The organism is Marivirga sericea (assembly GCF_900177665.1).
Classification (GTDB): Bacteria; Bacteroidota; Bacteroidia; order Cytophagales; family Cyclobacteriaceae; genus Marivirga; species Marivirga sericea.
Map to the genome: position 1 here is coordinate 681,600 of NZ_FXAW01000001.1, position 18,426 is coordinate 700,025.

The window sequence follows — 18,426 nt, forward strand, 5'->3', positions numbered from 1 at the left end:
TTCTTTAAATTGCACTTTATTTATTTTATAGACAGTAAACAAATCTATGGCTGAAGGAGAAAATGAAAAAATCATCCCCATTAATATAGAGGATGAAATGAGAGGCGCCTACATTGATTATTCAATGTCGGTTATAGTTTCTAGGGCTTTACCTGACGTTAGGGATGGCTTAAAACCCGTACACAGAAGGATACTTTTTGGAATGCAAGAATTAGGTCTTGCGCATAACAGACCCTATAAAAAATCAGCCAGAATTGTAGGTGAAGTACTAGGTAAGTATCACCCTCATGGTGATTCTGCAGTTTACGACACTATGGTTCGTATGGCTCAACCTTGGTCGCTTCGTTATCAAATGGTTGATGGACAAGGTAACTTTGGTTCGATTGATGGCGATTCTCCAGCTGCTATGCGTTATACAGAGGCGCGTCTGAAAAGGATAGCAGAAGAAATGTTAACTGATATCAATAAGAACACAGTTGACTTTCAATTCAACTTTGACGATTCCTTAAAGGAACCTACCGTATTGCCGGCTAAAGTCCCTAATTTATTATTAAATGGTGCTTCAGGTATTGCTGTTGGTATGGCTACGAATATGGCTCCTCATAATCTAACGGAGGTTGTCAATGGAATCAATGCCTATATTGACAATAATGATATCACTGTAGCAGAATTAATGGAGCATGTTTCTGCTCCTGATTTCCCCACAGGAGCCTCAATATATGGTTATCAAGGCGTAAAAGCAGCATTTGAAACCGGTCGTGGTCGAATTGTGATGCGTGCCAAAGCAGAGATTGAAGTTTTGAAATCAGGGAGAGAAAGGATTATTGTAACTGAGATTCCTTATATGGTCAATAAGGCCAATATGATTGAGAAAACTGCTGGTTTAGTAAATGAAAAGAAAATTGAGGGTATTTCAGACATCAGAGATGAATCTGATAGAAATGGCTTAAGAATAGTATATGAAGTTCGTAAAGATGCTATCCCAAATGTTGTTTTAAATAACCTTTACAAATATACACAGCTTCAAACTTCTTTCAGTGTCAATAATGTAGCATTGGTTAAGGGAAGACCAGAGACATTGAACCTGAAGGATATGATTAAACATTATGTTAATCACAGGCATGATGTAATCGTAAGAAGAACAAAATACGAATTAGAAGAAGCTCAGAAAAGAGCTCACATTCTAGAAGGATATTTGATTGCCTTAGATAACCTTGACGAAGTAATCAAATTAATTCGTGAATCAAGAGATCCAGAAATTGCCAGAACAGGCTTGATGGATAAATTTGAACTATCTGAAATTCAGGCTAAAGCCATTTTGGACATGCGACTCCAAAGGTTAACCGGTCTTGAAAGAGAGAAGATCATTAAGGAATACGAAGAAATTAAGAAACTCATCGAGTACTTAGAATCAATCTTGGCAGACGAGGACTTAAGAATGAAGATCATCAAGGACGAGATGCAGGAGATGAAGGATAGATATGGTGACGAAAGAAGAACAGAAATCATCCATAGCGCAGAGGAGTTTACTGATGAGGATATGATTCCTAATGAGGATGTGGTGATTACCCTATCTCATCAGGGATATATTAAAAGAACCTTACTGAACGAATATAAAACTCAGGGAAGAGGCGGAGTTGGCTCTAAAGGAGCGGGAAGCAAGGACGATGATTTTACTGAGTTACTTTTTGTTGCTAAAACCCATAACTACCTATTGATCTTCACAGAACTAGGTAAAGTGTATTGGATTAAGGTTTACAGATTACCAGAAGGATCTAAAACATCAAAAGGAAGAGCTATCCAGAATCTGATCAATATTGAATCTGAAGATTCTGTGAGGGCAGTAATTAATGTTGAAAATCTCGATGATGAGGATTACATCAACAATAATTTCGTAGTAATGTGTACTCAGAAAGGTACAATTAAGAAGACAACCTTGGAAGCGTACTCAAGACCAAGAGCAAATGGTATAAATGCTATCTCCATAAATGAAGGAGATAGATTATTAAACGTGAAGCTTACTAATGGTGATAACAATATCATAATTGCAGCACGTTCTGGAAGAGCCATTCGTTTTCACGAAAGCAATGTTAGACCAATGGGTAGAACAGCTGCCGGTGTTAGAGGAATCACCTTAAAGGATTCTAATGATATAGTGGTGGAGATGGTAGCCATTACTAGAGAGAATGCGAATTTATTGGTAGTTTCAGAAAAGGGCTATGGAAAACGCTCGGATATAGAAGATTACCGCATTACCAAAAGAGGCGGTAAAGGGGTCAAGACGTTGAATGTTACTGAAAAAACAGGTGAATTAGTCGCTATCAAAGAAGTGATTGATACTGATGACTTGATGATCATCAATAAATCCGGAATCACGATTCGTATGGCAGTTGAAAGCTTGAGAGTAATGGGACGTGCCACACAGGGTGTTCGATTGATAAAAGTAAATGAAAATGATAGCATTTCTTCTGTAGAAAAAGTTGAACAAATTGATGACATTGATATCGAATTGGAAGAGCAAGAAGGTGACGAAAAGCCCACCAACCCAAATGAAGAGGAGAATAGTGAATCATAATTGATTAAAAATAGTATAATAGGTTAATAATTGTTTTAAAAAAAAATAAGATAGAAATGAAAAAACTCGCGTTATTTTTCGCCTTTGTATTAGTTGCAGGGCTTTCGTTTGCGCAGAATTCTAACGTTCGTAAAGCGGACAGGGCTTTAGAAAATGGCGATTTGCAAGAAGCTAAAGACCTTATAAATGAAGCTGCAGAGCATGAAAAAACCATAAATGATCCAAAGACATGGTATACCAGAGGAACAATTTATCAAGCAATCCTGAATGACGAAGGATATTCTGAAGAATTAGTTAAAGAAGCAGCAAAAAGCTATGATAAAGTATTTTCCATGGTTGAAGAAGGGGATAAGTACTTCACATTATCGGATTTAAAGGTCCAAGAGCTTTGGGGCGGATTCGTTAATGAAGGCTCTGAAGCATATTCTGCTCAAAAATATGAAGATGCAGTAAAAGCTTTTGACAAGGCACTCTTGGTGATTCCTGATGATACAACAGCTACTTTATATGCTGGTGTCGCATCACAACAATTGCAAAATAATCAAGATGCCTTAAAATATTATTACAGACTTTTAGATCTGGATTATCATTCAGAAGATATTTATGGAAGCATAATTTCTATTGAAAGATATGGTAATGAAGATATGGAAAAAGCTTTGGAAATGACTAGAATAGCTAAAGAGAAGTTTCCTGAGAATGACACTTTTGAAAAGCAGGAAATCAATCTCTTAATTAATTCAGGTCAAGTTGACGTTGCTAAAGACAGAATTAATGATGCAATAGAAAAAGATCCTAATAATGCCAATCTGTATTTCAATTTAGGATATTTGTACGAACAACTGGAGCAACCAGATAAAGCTGAAGAAGCTTATTTAAAGGCAATAGAAATTGATCCTGATTATTTAGATGCCAATTTTAATTATGCTGTATACTATTATAATAAGGCTGCAGATTTGTTAGCAAAAGCTAGAGATATGGATTTGCAAACGTATAGAAAAAAAGGGAAAGCGCTAGAGAAAGAGGCTGTTGGTTATCTTGAAAAATCAAAGCCTTATTTTGAGAAGGCTTTAGAGATTGCGCCAGAAGAATTGGCAGTAATTGAAACTTTGCAAACTGTTTACGCACAGTTGGGAGAAAACGAGAAGTCTGAGGAAATGAGAAAGAAGGCTGAAAAGCTTGGTGCAGATGGTAAAGCAAAAATGACAGATAAGAAATAGTTAAAGTAACATTTTCTTTTTAAAAAGGTTATCTCAATAGATAGCCTTTTTTTGTGTCTAGGCTTTGAATTTAAGTTTGATATTGATGGATTCCAAGAATAAAAATTTTGAAAAAGCAACCTTTGGAGCCGGCTGTTTCTGGTGTATAGATGCGGTACTAAGAAAGCTGAAAGGAGTAGAAAAAGTAGAATCCGGCTTTGCAGGCGGACATATAAAAAACCCTCCGTACAGGGAAGTAGTTCAAGGCCGAACGGGTCATGCAGAAGTGGCTCAAGTTACTTTTGATCCAGATATTATTTCATATCAACAATTACTGGAAGTATTTTGGCAAGTTCATGATCCTACTACATTAAATAGACAGGGAGCAGATGTTGGCGAGCACTACAGATCCATCATTTTAGCTCATAATGCTGAGCAGACAAAAATTGCTGAGCAAATGAAGGAAAAATTAAATAGTTCTTCAGTTTTCGATGATCCTGTTGTAACAGAGATTAAAGCATTTGAAACGTTTTATCCAGCAGAAGAAGTACACCAAGATTTCTATACTAGAAATGAAGGAATGCCTTACTGCACTTTTGTTATAAAACCAAAGATTGATAAAATCAAAAGACTGTTTGCAGAGAATTTAAAATAGTTTCAGTCTTTTAAAAAAGTAAACGCTAATAGCCTTCTAAGGCTCTTGCGTTTACTTTTTAATCCTTTTTCCTTAAGCTAGAAAGCAAATTCCGTTGGCTTGATATACGAGTATCAATAGTAGCCTACTTCCCCGAGCAAAGTCTCACAACTAAAACATATCCATTTATCTTGTCAGTACCTATCACTTATTGATGACATCATTCGCTTCAAATACCAGCCTTTTTTGGCATTTAGTTTTCTATATAAATGTTGGATGACAAGGGGTTAATTTTCATTTACAGTGGACAAGCTTACCACTTACTTCTAAATACAGATTGAATTGCTGCCCTATTCGATATTATATGGTAATTACTTCAATATTGTCGCACTTAAATTAAGTAGCGAAATCTATTATATCTTACATTTAAGGTCGTTGATCGAATAATTTGAATACTAATAATATTATTTCTTTAATTAAATTTTATTATTTATATTTATTATGTTCAATAGTTAATATATAATATTTCTTATACTATAACTTTCATCATTTGTAAAAAACTACACTAACTAAATTTTTGAATTATATGTATTTTAAGTATAGTCTAAAATATATTTTACAGACCTTCTTTCCTAGTAGTGTTTCATTATTACTATTGATCTTCTCATTGCTTATTGTTAGTTACAATTCGCAAAGTCAGACCGTTGAAAATGTAACAGCAACTGTGAAGGGTGATATTATAATTGTATCCTACGATTTAGTATCCACTTCTGATGAGTTATTTAATATCAACCTATATTCTTCCAAGGACAATTTTGAAAAGCCGCTTGCTTTAGTAACTGGCGATGTGGGTCCAAACATAGCTAACGGAAAGGAAAAAAATAGAGTGGTTAGCAAAAAATGAACTTCTAGAATATACCGGTAATCTCATTTTTGAAGTGAGGGCATTTTTACCGGAGGCTGCTTTTGATCCTTTAGAATTCAAGAACTTCTCAATTTCGGAAATTAAAAGCGGTAAAAGTTACAGATTACAATGGACAGGAGGAAAGAAAAATGAGGATATCGATATTTACTTGTTTGAAAATGGTAGTCAGAAGGCTAAAATTGTTACAATAGGTAATAGTGGGCAATATTTATGGAAAATACCGAAAGGAAAAAAGTCCGCAACCTACCAAGTGCAACTCAGAGGGGAGACTGGGATAATAGCAAGCAATGACTTTCGAATAAAGAGAGGGTTTCCCGTTTTAGCGGTAGGAGGTGGGGTTATTGTAACTGCTGGAGTAATTATCTATTTATTAACGAGAGATTCTGCAACAGTGCCTGATCCGAGCGATCCCAGTGAACTACCAGTTCCTCCTGAGCCCAATTGAATTGAACATGATATCTACTTAAAATGAAAAAAGCGTATATAAAATACTATCTGTTATCGATTCTTCTTATTCCTTATTATGGCGTAGTCGCTCAAATTGATTCAAATAGTGTCCTGTCATCAAGTTTCAATTCATCTTATCAAGTTATAGAAGATACTCTTGCTAGATACACCTTTAGTGGCAGTGCAGAGGATGTGAGTGGTAATGGTGCAAATGGTACAGTGAACGGTCAAAGCTTAACTCAAGATCGATTTGGCAGAAACGGCAACGCAATTCTCTTCAATGGTAATAATTCAGGAATTCAAACCCCTTTTGTAGAACAACCTGATGCGATTTCTTTATGGTTTCAAACTACAGCTGAAGCAGGAACTCTGTTATCATGGGGCTCGGGTAGTGAAGGGGTTTATGGTTACGTGGTGAATGTTCTTCCAACTGGTATTGAATTGGTGTATAATTCAGGGGATGGTGTAACTGATGGTAGTACGTTTACTGGAGTTTCAATTAACAATCTCGAAGATGGAAATTGGCACCATTTGGTTATTAATATTGATATCACTAATAATGAATTTGAATTCTATGTTGATAATGAGCGAATAGGAGCGACCCCTATTTTCGAAGATGGTATCTTATGGGCTACGATCAATAGTGTCGGAATGAAGATTGGTCCGCAATTCACAGGCAAAATTGATGATCTGATATTCTTTTCAGGTATTTTGTCGGAATTTCAGGTCTCAAAAGCTTTCCATCAGTTCGGGTGGGCTGTACAAGCTAACACTTTGGTGTTGGGATATGAATTTACAGATGGTGTATTATTTGACTTAAGTGGCTATGAATTTGATGCATCCGTGGTTTTAGCTACTCTAACCCCTGATCGATTCGGTGAGCAGGGCCAAGCTGCTGCATTTAATGGAATAGATAATTATATTCAAACTCCCGGAGTACCTACTTATGATAATTTTAGTATTTCTACGTGGTTCAAAACTTCACAAGATTTTTCAAGTGGATTCCGACAGATTATAGATTTATTTGGTGTGGGCGCCATTTCTATTGGATCAAATAATTTTCTAGAGGGTAGTCTAAGGTTTGGTGACTCCGATTTTCTAATATTAAATAGTGGAGTAGAGGTGAACGATAATGAATGGCACCACGCAGTATTAACTTATAATGGCAGTAGTGCTAATCTATTTTTAGATAACCAGCTAGTGCAGAGCGTTTCTGAAAACAGGTCACTGTTTAGGACATCAATTGCTACTTTTCTAAATGTGGGCTTGTTATTCGAACCAGGAAATTCGTTGTTATTTACAGGTTCCATTGACGATATCTATTATTATAATTACGCATTAAGTGAAGCCGAAGTGAGCTCTTTATTTTCAATAGGTACTGAGCCTGATAATCAAGGTGCTTTTGCCAGTTATTTTTTCAATGGGAACGTAGACGATGATAGCGGAAATGATTTGAATGGAGGTGCTGTTAATGCTGTCTTAACTGAAGATAGATTTGGTAATCCTCAAAAGGCCTACAATTTTGAAGGACCAGTTTACTTGACTATTCCTGACAATAATCTATTTGATATTGGTTTTAGTACTGATTTGGCAATATCTGGTTGGTTCAGAACTACCTCTACTAGTGGAATACTAGTCTCTAAATCTAATCAGAATACAGGATTTTGGATTCAAATTCCGGATGATGGGTCGAATTTACTAGAGTTTGTATTGTTAGAAAGTGGTTTAGGGATCAGCATGACAAGTGATGTAGGATTCAATGACGGAGAGTGGCATCATTTTGTCATCCAGACAGATAGAGATGGGACTTCGGAGATGTATATAGATGGTTTATTTAATGCCGAAAATATCGAAACCTTCTCAGGAGGTGCAAATCCTGATAGTAACGGGGCATTGCAAATGGGTGGATCAGGAGGAAATGATACTTATGAGGGTGACCTGGACGATATTCAACTGTATAAAACTCTTCTAACAGAAGAACAGATCAGATCTTTATACACTGCTGGAAATTACCCAAAAATAGAAAGTGCTGAAATCGAAGGGAATCAATTTGAAAATAATCGCATATTGGATTCATACTATCAGTCAACTACCCTATTTGGAAATGCGGTAATAGTGCCTGCTGGCCAAATTCGTTTTATATTAAATCAGGACATCGACAGACCGTATGGTGATGATAATGAAGATAATACATTGGAATTATTAGGAGCAGAAATTACGGTGGAAAGTGGACTAAACTTAATGAAAATCGATAACGATAGTAGAAATTATGTGGCCAGCAAAATAGCTTCAATGGGATTTATAGGGAGTGCTTTAACTGGAAGTGAAGAAGATTGGAGTGGTGACGATATTGAAATGGAAAACTTAGGGGAAGGTATATTTCAGCTTAGCCAAGTTCAGTTATTTAATGGAGAATGGAAGATTAGAGCAAATGATGATTGGGCATTTGCCAATTGGGGAATGTCCGAGGAAGAAGGTAAGTTAGCACTGAATGGAGCTAATATTCCTGTGACTGCTGGAACTTACAATATTGTAGTGGACGTAATTAACAAGACTTATACATTTGAAACTGTTGGTGGTGACAATACTGCTCCTATTATCTCAAACCTTGCATATCAGAATGAAATCAGCGTAGGTAACCCTGTTAGTATTACCGCAAGGGTAGTCGATCAGGAATCTTCTGTCCAAGAAGTAGTTGTTCAGTACATTATTCCAGGGTCTAACAACTTTGATAATCCAAATACTATTGAAATGGAGGCTTCTGGTAATGAATATAGTGTCGAATTGCCTGAAGTGACCGAAGTGGGTTTAGAGTTTAAGATTTTTGCTAAAAATGGCGCTAATCTTGAAGAGCTAACAGATTTACAATCAATTATTGTTAGATATGATGAAGGCTTAAGCATTCCGTACAACTCTTTTGGTTCTCAACAAGCGAATTATAGAATAGTTTCAGTACCTCTGATCTTAAATAGTAAGTCTATCGATGAGGTTTTTGGTATTGAGCTGGGAACTTATGGAGATAAGTCGAAATGGAGAATGTTTAGATATGATAATGAATCAACTAGGGAATTGTCAGGTAATTCTACATTAAACCCTGGCCTTGCATATTGGTTAATTGTGAATGATGGAGAGGGTTCATTTAATACTGGAAATGGCAAAAGTGTTGATGCGGATAGTGAAGAGCCTTTTGAAATCATATTGAAGCCCGGCTGGAATTTAATAGGGAATCCTTACCCATATAATGTTTCATGGAGTGATATTCAGCAATTCAATAATGAGGAGTTTGCACTGAGAGTATTTAATGGATCTTTTAGAAACGGAACCTCTCTTCCAGCGTTTTCCGGTGGCTTTGTCAACTGGCCTAACTCTACTGATTTTACATTACTTATACCTCGAACTTCTCTTTCCCAGAGTCAAAATAGAACCTTGGATGATGAAACCGATCAAGGATGGGAATTAGATTTTGTATTAGAAAAAGATGAAGTTGTAAATGAGTTGACTGGTTTTGGAATGCATAAAAATGCACAAGATGATTTAGATAGGAAAGATCAGTTTAATTTGCCTCGATTTTTAAATTATATAGATCTCAAGTATGAATTGAAAGCAAATGGATTTCATGTAGCCAAAAATATTGCAGCAATGCATGAAGAATATACATGGAAGTTTGATATTGAGTCCAATATGAGTGTTGACGGACTAACTGTGAAATGGAAAATTCCTAATAATCCGCATTTTAATAAAAACAATGAACTTATGCTATGGGACCCTTCATCAGGCAATTTAGTTGATATGAAGGCCGCCAATCACTATAAATTACGATATAGTGATGGAAGAAATCTCAGAGTTATTTATGGTTCCCTGGAGTATGTCCATAGTTTTGTTGATGTTAGTAGCTTGAAAATAGCTGACCCCTATCCCAATCCATCGTCAGGAACTATTAATATCCAGTATCATATTCCCAAAGACCAAATTAAATCTGATTTACTATTTGAATTATTCGATTTAAATGGGAGATTAATCAATAAGCATTTGCACAAGACTGATGAATTCGGTCATGACGTGTTTGAATGGAATGTCAGAGAATCATCTAATGACTATCTTTCAGGCGTTTACTTGCTACGAATCTCAAATGGAACAAATAGTATAAATAAAAAGATAATAATGAATCACTAAAAACTATAAAATTGTTGATATGAAAATGAAGGTTCACCTATTAATCTTTACAATGGTTTTTACAGCCCATTTAGGATTAGCCCAGACGTTTTCGGGTAGAAGTAATAGTGTAGCAGTTGATTATACAGCTGAAAAACGGAGTGGAGATTTAAAAATTGCTTCTTCAGAGAAAAAAGAAACGATTAAAGAGGCTTTAAGGTCCTCAACCGAACCTGTTTATCATGCTTTAATTATTGGAGTCTCAAACTATGAATATGCCGGCGCAAATTTACCAAATCTAGATAAGCCAAATAAAGATGCAGAAGAATTATATTCAGTACTAACAAAAAAATATAATTTTGATCCTTCAAATGTAACATTGCTAAAAGATCCAAATAGAGCAGAGGTGATTGATACTTTTTACGGATTAGCAGACAAGGTTACGGAGAAAGATAACTTACTAATATTTTATGCAGGACATGGTTACTATGATAAACCAAAAGATTTTGGGTACTGGTTGCCATCAGATGCACGAGCAGAGAGTACAGCAAACTGGATACCAAATAGTACTATTAAAGACTATATAAGTGCTATACCCTCAAAACATACGCTATTAGTAACAGACGCCTGTTTTGGAGGTAGTATTTTTAAAACAAGAGCAGTTGGCGGAATGAGTCAATTGAAAGTTCACGAACTCTATAAAAATAGAAGTAGGAAGGCAATCACAAGTGGCAGCCTTACGGAAGTACCTGATGAAAGCTTTTTTGTTTACATGCTGATAAAAACTTTAGATGAGAATGATTTTGATTACCTGCCGGCCTCAACTGTATATTCTAGAATCTACGAACCTGTTATGAACAACGCACCATCAGTACCGCAATTTGGAGTTATTCAAGGTGCCGGTGACGAGGGAGGTGATTTTATATTTATAAGAAGGAAAGAGTGACTTCTGCAAAGCGAGATATTGAATAGAATAGAGGCTATTACCATTAGATAATTTCAAAACCTCAAAGTTAATTGACCATGTTCATTTACTTTATTGGTAATTTCAAAATTAGATAATGAACAGCCTACTAAACGAACAGGCTCCTTCATTTCAAATGAATCCATCAGGCTTTCTAAACCTTGATCGAACATATATGCTGAATTGATTGCTTCTTCGAAGGTTTTGCTTCTAGTGATTTGTTTAAAATCATCAAACTTGATTTTTAATGTTATAGAATGAGCATTAGCCTCGCTCTGTTTATAACGTTTCCAGCATTTTTCAGCTACGGGTTGCAAAGCATCCCAAATTTCGGCTTTCGTTTTTAAGCTGATTCCAAAAGTATTTTCAGCACCGACAGACTTTCGAATTCTATTGGGGTTAACTTTTCTAAAATCTTCTCCACGACTTACAGAAAAAAAATATCGACCTTGTTTCCCAAAATGCTTAACCAGTTCCTTAATAGATTTATTTTGTAAATCAGCACCCTTAGTAATATTTAGTGAATGCATTCTCTCTGCCGTTTTTTTACCAACCCCAAAAAACTTCTCGATTGGGAGTTCTTCAATAAAGGGCAATACTTGATGCGGCTTAATTATAAACAATCCATCTGGTTTTCGATAATCAGAGGCAATTTTAGCTAGAAATTTATTGATGGATACTCCTGCGGAGGCAGTTAGCCCCACTTCATTTTTAATAGCTTTTTTGATATCTAGTGCAATTTCAGTAGCAGTAGAAATCCCCATTTTATTTTCTGTCACATCCAAATAGGCCTCGTCTAAAGACAAAGGTTCCACCAAGTCTGTATATCGAAAGAATATTTCTCTAATCTGGTGGCTCAGTTCTCTGTACCTTTCAAAACGAGCTTTAACAAAAATCAAATCTCTACACTTTGATGCTGCAATTTTTGAAGGCATAGCAGAATGCACTCCAAATTTTCTAGCTTCATAACTGGCTGCGGCTACTACGCCTCTTTGCCGATTTCCACCCACAGCAACGGGCTTTCCTTTCAATTTAGGATAGTCCATTTGCTCAACAGAAGCGTAGAAGGCGTCCATATCTACGTGAATTATTTTGCGTTCTCTTTCCTTTTCCAAAGCTTATCCGCTTAAAGTTTTCTATTGCCGTTTATCCTTTTGTACTAGCTAAATATTGAAATAAAACGGATATTATTTTTACAAAATAAATCAATTCATTTTTAATATTAACCAAATGAAGAGAAGAGAGTTTTTACAACTAGCAGGAATGGGTGTAGGAGGTGCATTATTAACCGTACCATTAATAGGTAATGCGGTAGATATGGAAAGACTTCTGGAAAACCCGATAGATGTTTTAGAGAAAAAAAGGTTGGCTGATATCGGACTAAATGCTGCCAAAGCGAATGGTGCTACTTATGCAGATGTTCGAATTGGACGATATCTAAACCAGTATATTTTTACTAGAGAGGATAAATTGCAGAATGCTGTCAATACTGAATCTTTTGGAGTAGGAGTAAGGGTAATAGCCAATGGAACTTGGGGCTTTGCATCAACTTTAGATGTAAGTGATGCCGGAATTCAGAAAGCTGCAGAAACAGCAACAGCCATAGCGAAAGCAAACGGCAAAATCCAAACTGAACCAGTGAAATTAGCACCAGTTCAGTCTTACGGAGAGGTAAGTTGGAAGACCCCACTTGAAAAAAATGCAGTGGCAGTTCCTTTAAAAGAAAAAGTTGATCTACTGCTTTCTGCTAATGCAGAAGCGATTAATAATGGAGCTAATTATGTTAATAGTGCTTTGTTTATGATTAATGAACAAAAGTATTTTGCTAGTACTGAAGGTTCTTATATCGATCAAGATGTTCATAGGATTTGGCCAAATTTCAATGTAACAGCTATTGATCCCGATAGCGGAAAGTATAAGTCTAGACAGGCTTTGAGTTCGCCTATGGGAATGGGATTCGAATATATGGATCCAAGAGCCTCCAGCAAAAAGGAAGGGCCGGGCGGTACTATGCATTACTATGACAGATATGACATGATAGAGGATGCTGGACTTGCAGGTAAGCAGACAAAAGAGATGCTAAAAGCTGATTCAATAAAAGCCGGGAAGTATGATCTTGTTTTAGATCCAAATCACCTTGGTCTGACCATTCATGAAAGTATAGGTCATGCTACCGAATTAGACCGTGTTTTAGGATATGAAGCCAACTATGCAGGTACTAGTTTTGCTACTTTGGATAAATGGAAAAGCAAAGATTTCAAATATGGTAGTGATATTGTAAATGTATTTGCTGACAAGACTCAAGAAGGTTCTTTAGGTGCCGTTGGGTATGATGACGAAGGAGTAAAAACGAAACGTTGGGATTTAATTAAAGACGGAGTATTAGTAAATTATCAGGCTATCAGAGACCAAGCTCACATTATAAATGAAGATGAGTCTCATGGATGCTGCTATTCTCAAAGCTGGAATGATGTTCAGTTCCAGAGAATGCCAAACGTTTCATTAGAACCTGGTAAAGAAGAATACAGTCCGGATGAAATGATTAAAGATGTTGAAAAAGGAATTTATATAGTCGGAAGAGGTTCTTACTCCATTGATCAGCAGCGTTATAATTTTCAATTTGGAGGTACTTTATTTTTCGAAATAGAAGATGGGAAAATTAAGGGGCCTGTAAATGATGTGGCTTATCAATCCAATACGCAAGAGTTTTGGAATTCATGTTCTAAGATTTGTGATAAGAGCGACTATAAAACATTTGGTTCTTTCTTTGATGGAAAAGGTCAGCCGTCACAAATTAGTTCAGTTTCTCACGGTAGTGCTACTACTCGTTTTGACGGAGTGAATGTTATCAATACAGCAAGAAATATATAATCTAAGGGTTTTTGACTTTAATTAGTTATAAAATCTATTAGTCTAAAACTAAAATCTTTAACAATGGCAATATTATCTAAAGAAGAAGCAAAGCAAATATTGGAGAAGGTGATGAGCTTTTCCACTGCTGATAGCTTGGAGGCTGGCCTTTCTGGAAGCGGCAGAGGAAATATCCGATATGCTAGAAATACAGTTACTACCAGCGGTTTCAATGACGACATTAGCTTAGGAGTAACCGCTAATTTTGGAAAAAAATCAGCATCCTCGACTATTAATGAATTTGACGATGAATCATTAAGAAAAGTGGTAAAGAGAGCCGAAGAATTGGCTAAACTGGCTCCTGAAAACCCTGAATTTATGGAACCTTTAGGCCCACAGGAATATAAGGATTCTAAAACATATTATAAAAGCACAGCAGATATTAGTCCTGAATACAGGGCCGAAATTGCAAAGAACAGTATTGAGCCTGCAAGAGCAAAAGATGTAACTGCAGCAGGATACTTAGAGGATACCTCTGGTTTTTCAAGCATCATGAACTCTAAGGGTTTGTTCGCTTATTCACAAGATTCTCAACTAGAATTTACTGTGACCATGCGAACTAATGACGGGACAGGTTCAGGCTGGGTGACGCGTGATTTCAATGACGTGAACCAATTCAATGGTGCAGAAGCTTCCTCTGTTGCTTTAGAAAAAGCACTGATGAGTAGAGAAGCAAAAGCGATTGAGCCTGGAAAATATACTGTGATACTTGAACCAGCAGCTTCCGTTCAGCTTTTAGGGAACATGCTTTTCAATATGGGGGCAAGACAGGCCGATGAAGGTAGAAGTTTTCTCTCAAAAAAGGGAGGCGGTACTAAAATTGGTGAAAAGCTGGTAGATGAAAGAGTTAATATATATTCTGATCCATTTAATGAAAAAGTGCCGGCAAATGCCTGGTCTGGAGATGGATTACCAAGAGGGCGTACTAGCTGGATAGAAGATGGAGTGGTCAAAAATATGTCTTACGGAAGATATTGGGCCAAAAAACAAGGGGTAGAACCTGTTCCTGGACCAGCGAACGGCATTATGGTTGGAGGAGATGCCACAACTGAAGACCTGATAAAAAGCACTAAAAGAGGGATTTTAGTTACTCGGTTGTGGTATATCAGAACAGTGGATCCTCAGACGTTACTTTATACAGGACTAACTAGAGATGGTACTTTCTATATTGAAAACGGTAAAATAAAACATCCTATTAAGAATATGCGATTTAATGAAAGTCCTATTATTATGTTGAATAATTTGGAAGAATTAGGACTGCAACAGCGCATAAACGGAAATTTAATTCCTGTTATGAAAATTCGTGATTTTACTTTTACGAGTTTGTCGGATGCTGTATAAATATTCAAACTATTTTGTTAAAAGAGCTTTGGAGCACCCAAAGCTCTTTTTTTTTCATAAATACAGATATGTAGGGCAAAACCAGTTTAAAATTGATAAATCTCGTTATACACTGTGAATCAAATAATTAGCTAAGCCCCTAAAATGAACTATCGACCAAATAAAAATTTCAAAATCAGATCTTTGGCTTTTGCTACTGCAATCGGGCTGATTTCTGCCATACTATTTTCAATTCTAATTATCGTTAGTTATCAGTATTACCAAAAGCAGAAATACCAACAATTACAGTCTGAACTAAACATGATTACCGAAAATATTAGGAAAATTATGATTAATAGTAATCTGGCAGCTTTTTCGGTAGGCCTAACCATTAGTCCTATCACCGATACTGTAAGTAATTTCGATTTTGTAGCTAAGGAAATTATGGAGCGCCACCCATATTTATATGGCGTTCAGATTTTAAAGAAAGGGGTTATACAGTATGTCTATCCTTCCAGTATACACAGCAGCGTTATTGGTTACGATATCTTGAAGGATTCTTCTACAAGAAATGAGGCTCAAAAAGCCATCCATAAAAAGGAAATATATTATGCAGGGCCTTTGGAATTTAAACAGGGAGGCAAAGGAATCATTGGCAGGTTACCTATTTTTCATAGAAATGAATTTTGGGGCTTCTCCGCAGTGCTTATGACCATGGATGATTTTCTGTCGTATTCCGGAATTAAGAATAGTCAGCTGCCATTTGTTAGTTTTCAATTATCGAAAGTAGACCCAAACACTGGAGAAGAGGAGATTTTCACTAGTAGCCAGAAGAAAAGTGAGCTGTCATTGGATTATACATTTTCAGAGGCAGGCTGGAAGGTTACTGCTTTCTACGAACAAGATGCTGTGGTTTACATTTTACTAGGCCTCGTTATTTTTCTGGCTTTCTCGTCCTCTATAGGTAGTGGCTTTTACGTTTTTCATGTGTATCAGGAACCTGAGCGATTGCAAGCACTTTTAAGCAAAAAAACTAAAGAGATAGCAGAAAATAACAGATACTTAGCTTCGATGGTCAAGGCAATTCCTGATTTGATTTTTGTTTACGACAAAGATGCCAAATATCTTGATTTTCATGCTTATCAACGATCCCTATTATACTACCTCCCGCAACATTTTATTGGCAAGTCCAGTTATGATTTATTTCCAAAAGACTTTGCAACAAAGATTCACGAGAATATTAAAGCAGCATTGACTTCAAATCGAGTTGAAGAACATTCATACTACCTCGATTTTAAAAGAGAAAGAAAATATTTTGAAGCGAGGTATATTGCAATAAATTCAGAAGAAGTACTAGCTGTAGTGCGAGATGTTACGGAAAGTAAATTGGCCGCAGAAAAACTGGAAAAGAGTGAGCAAAAATATAGGGAATTAGTATCTCAGGCATCAGATGCAATACTGTTAGCAGATGAAAACGGTAATCTATTGGAATTAAATCATAAAGGGTCTGAAATGACTGGTATTCCCAATGAAGAAATCACAAAATATAATTTGAGTCAGATTATTAAATTTGAGAAAAAAGACGGTTTTACACTAACTGAGCTTATTCATAGGTCGGGCTCAATTTTTGAAGAAGCTTGTTTAATTCCTTTAAATGGCATAGAAGCAGCTGTAGAAATAAGTTGTAAGCTTACTCCGTCTAAGCAGATTCAAGGTATCGTCAGAGATATTACCGCTAAACATAATTTTATCAAATCCATCAGAAATCAAAATAATCAACTAAGGGAAATAGCATGGGTTCAGAGCCATGAAGTACGGGCCCCCTTGGCAAGGCTTCTCGGCTTGATCGATTTCATTGAAAAATACCAAAACGGAAGTCAGGAAGAACAAAGGAAAGTTACTCATTCTATAAGAAGTAGCGCATTAGAGCTTGATATCATCATTCGAGATGTAGTTCGCAGAACTGAAGAAGCTGAAGATTCTATTTCTTAGCGGGAATCTACCTAATATTTAGCTATATATCCCTGCTATTCATTACCTTTGATCTAAACTGCAAAGTTTTAAATCATTAAAAATTAAGAAATTGGAATTTAAAGAATTGAACTTTCATCCTTCGCTAAGCGAGGGTTTGGAAATGATGGGCTTCCAAAAAGCCACCCCCATACAAACAGAAGCCATTCCTAAGATATTAGACGGCAAAGATTTAATAGCCTGTGCGCAAACGGGAACTGGTAAAACCGCAGCCTTTGTATTGCCAGTCTTACATAAAATTGCCATTGGTGGTGAAACAAAAGGTGTTAATACCTTGATCATTGCTCCCACACGTGAATTAGTGCAGCAAATAGATCAGCAAATTGAAGGCTTTTCATACTTTACGAACGCAAGTAGCATTGCAATATACGGTGGTGGAGACGGTGCTGCCTGGGAGCAGCAGAAAAAAGCGATTAGAGCTGGAGTAGATATCTTAGTAGCTACTCCGGGAAGGCTTATTGCACTTTTAAACTCTAATGAAACACAATTAGATAATGTGCAACACCTGATCCTAGATGAGGCAGATAGAATGTTGGATATGGGATTCCATGATGATATCATGAGGATTGTGAAGCAACTGCCTGAGAAGAGACAAACACTACTGTTTTCAGCCACTATGCCTCCAAAAATCAAAAAGCTGGCAGGTGCAATTTTAAATCAACCTGAAGAAATTAGTTTATCAATTTCAAAGCCAGCAGCGGGAATATCTCAAAAAGCATTTTTAGCTCATGATGGACAAAAAACTCCGCTCTTAAAATTCATTTTAGGTTCAGGTATCTATGAAACTGCAATTGTATTTGCTGGTAAAAAGGATAAAGTAAAAACTTTAGAACGTGAGTTAAAAGATATAGGGATGTCAGTGAAGGCTTTTTCTAGCGACCTAGATCAAAAGGAAAGAGAAATTATCATGCGAGATTTTAGAGCTAAAAAGGTTCAAGTCTTAATTGGTACTGATATCATATCTCGTGGAATCGATGTAGAAAATATCAGTTTAGTTGTAAATTATGATGTACCTGGAGATCCTGAAGACTATGTTCATAGAATTGGTAGGACTGCTCGTGCAGCCACTAAAGGAGAAGCTATAACCTTCATCAATGAAGTCGATATGGAAAAATTCAATCGTATAGAAGCATTGATTGAAAAATCTATCATGAAAACGAATAGTTTGCCAAATCAAATCGGACAAGGACCAGAATATGAGGAAAATGCTCGTAAAAGGAAACCAGGTGGCTTCAAAAAAAAGAAACCTTTTAGAAGAAAGAATAAATAATA

Annotated in this window: 12 protein-coding genes; 11 read left to right on the top strand and 1 reads right to left on the bottom strand. The window is 36.3% G+C overall.

Annotated features, from left to right (window positions below; all coding sequences use genetic code 11):
• The first annotated feature begins 46 nt into the window (after positions 1-46).
• From gyrA to B9Y84_RS02715, 7 genes are all read left to right on the top strand, one after another.
• Positions 47-2,575, top strand: a complete 2,529-nt coding sequence (gene gyrA, locus B9Y84_RS02685) for a DNA gyrase subunit A (protein WP_085515549.1) — start codon at positions 47-49, stop codon at positions 2,573-2,575.
• Between the two features lie 56 nt (positions 2,576-2,631).
• Positions 2,632-3,792, top strand: a complete 1,161-nt coding sequence (locus B9Y84_RS02690) for a tetratricopeptide repeat protein (RefSeq protein WP_085515550.1) — start codon at positions 2,632-2,634, stop codon at positions 3,790-3,792.
• Between the two features lie 85 nt (positions 3,793-3,877).
• Complete coding sequence (gene msrA / locus B9Y84_RS02695; RefSeq protein WP_085515551.1) at positions 3,878-4,426, top strand: peptide-methionine (S)-S-oxide reductase MsrA; 549 nt, start codon at positions 3,878-3,880, stop codon at positions 4,424-4,426.
• 565 nt (positions 4,427-4,991) lie between these two features.
• Positions 4,992-5,309, top strand: a complete 318-nt coding sequence (locus B9Y84_RS02700; RefSeq protein ID WP_085515552.1) for a hypothetical protein — start codon at positions 4,992-4,994, stop codon at positions 5,307-5,309.
• A 34-nt stretch (positions 5,310-5,343) separates the two neighbouring features.
• Positions 5,344-5,775 (top strand): hypothetical protein, encoded by a 432-nt coding sequence (locus tag B9Y84_RS02705; protein ID WP_085515553.1) that lies wholly within the window; start codon positions 5,344-5,346, stop codon positions 5,773-5,775.
• A 23-nt stretch (positions 5,776-5,798) separates the two neighbouring features.
• A complete protein-coding gene (locus B9Y84_RS02710) occupies positions 5,799-9,950 on the top strand; it encodes a LamG-like jellyroll fold domain-containing protein (protein WP_085515554.1) in 4,152 nt (1,383 codons plus the stop codon).
• 19 nt (positions 9,951-9,969) lie between these two features.
• On the top strand, positions 9,970-10,875 hold the full coding sequence (locus B9Y84_RS02715) for a caspase family protein (protein WP_085515555.1): 906 nt from the start codon (positions 9,970-9,972) through the stop codon (positions 10,873-10,875).
• 53 nt (positions 10,876-10,928) lie between these two features.
• On the opposite strand, the gene dinB is transcribed toward B9Y84_RS02715, so the two are convergent.
• Entirely contained in the window at positions 10,929-12,008 is a 1,080-nt protein-coding gene (gene dinB / locus B9Y84_RS02720; protein ID WP_085515556.1) for a DNA polymerase IV, read from the bottom strand.
• A gap of 115 nt (positions 12,009-12,123) precedes the next feature.
• On the opposite strand from dinB, the gene B9Y84_RS02725 reads away from it, so the two are divergent.
• The 4 genes from B9Y84_RS02725 (at position 12,124) to B9Y84_RS02740 (ending at position 18,424) form a co-directional block, all read left to right on the top strand.
• Positions 12,124-13,764, top strand: coding sequence for a TldD/PmbA family protein (locus tag B9Y84_RS02725; RefSeq protein ID WP_085515557.1), 1,641 nt, complete (start codon positions 12,124-12,126; stop codon positions 13,762-13,764).
• Positions 13,765-13,827: 63 nt separating this feature from the next.
• On the top strand, positions 13,828-15,144 hold the full coding sequence (locus B9Y84_RS02730) for a TldD/PmbA family protein (RefSeq protein WP_085515558.1): 1,317 nt from the start codon (positions 13,828-13,830) through the stop codon (positions 15,142-15,144).
• Between the two features lie 144 nt (positions 15,145-15,288).
• Positions 15,289-17,115, top strand: a complete 1,827-nt coding sequence (locus B9Y84_RS02735) for a PAS domain S-box protein (RefSeq protein WP_085515559.1) — start codon at positions 15,289-15,291, stop codon at positions 17,113-17,115.
• 91 nt (positions 17,116-17,206) lie between these two features.
• Positions 17,207-18,424, top strand: coding sequence for a DEAD/DEAH box helicase (locus B9Y84_RS02740; protein ID WP_085515560.1), 1,218 nt, complete (start codon positions 17,207-17,209; stop codon positions 18,422-18,424).
• Positions 18,425-18,426 lie beyond the last annotated feature (2 nt).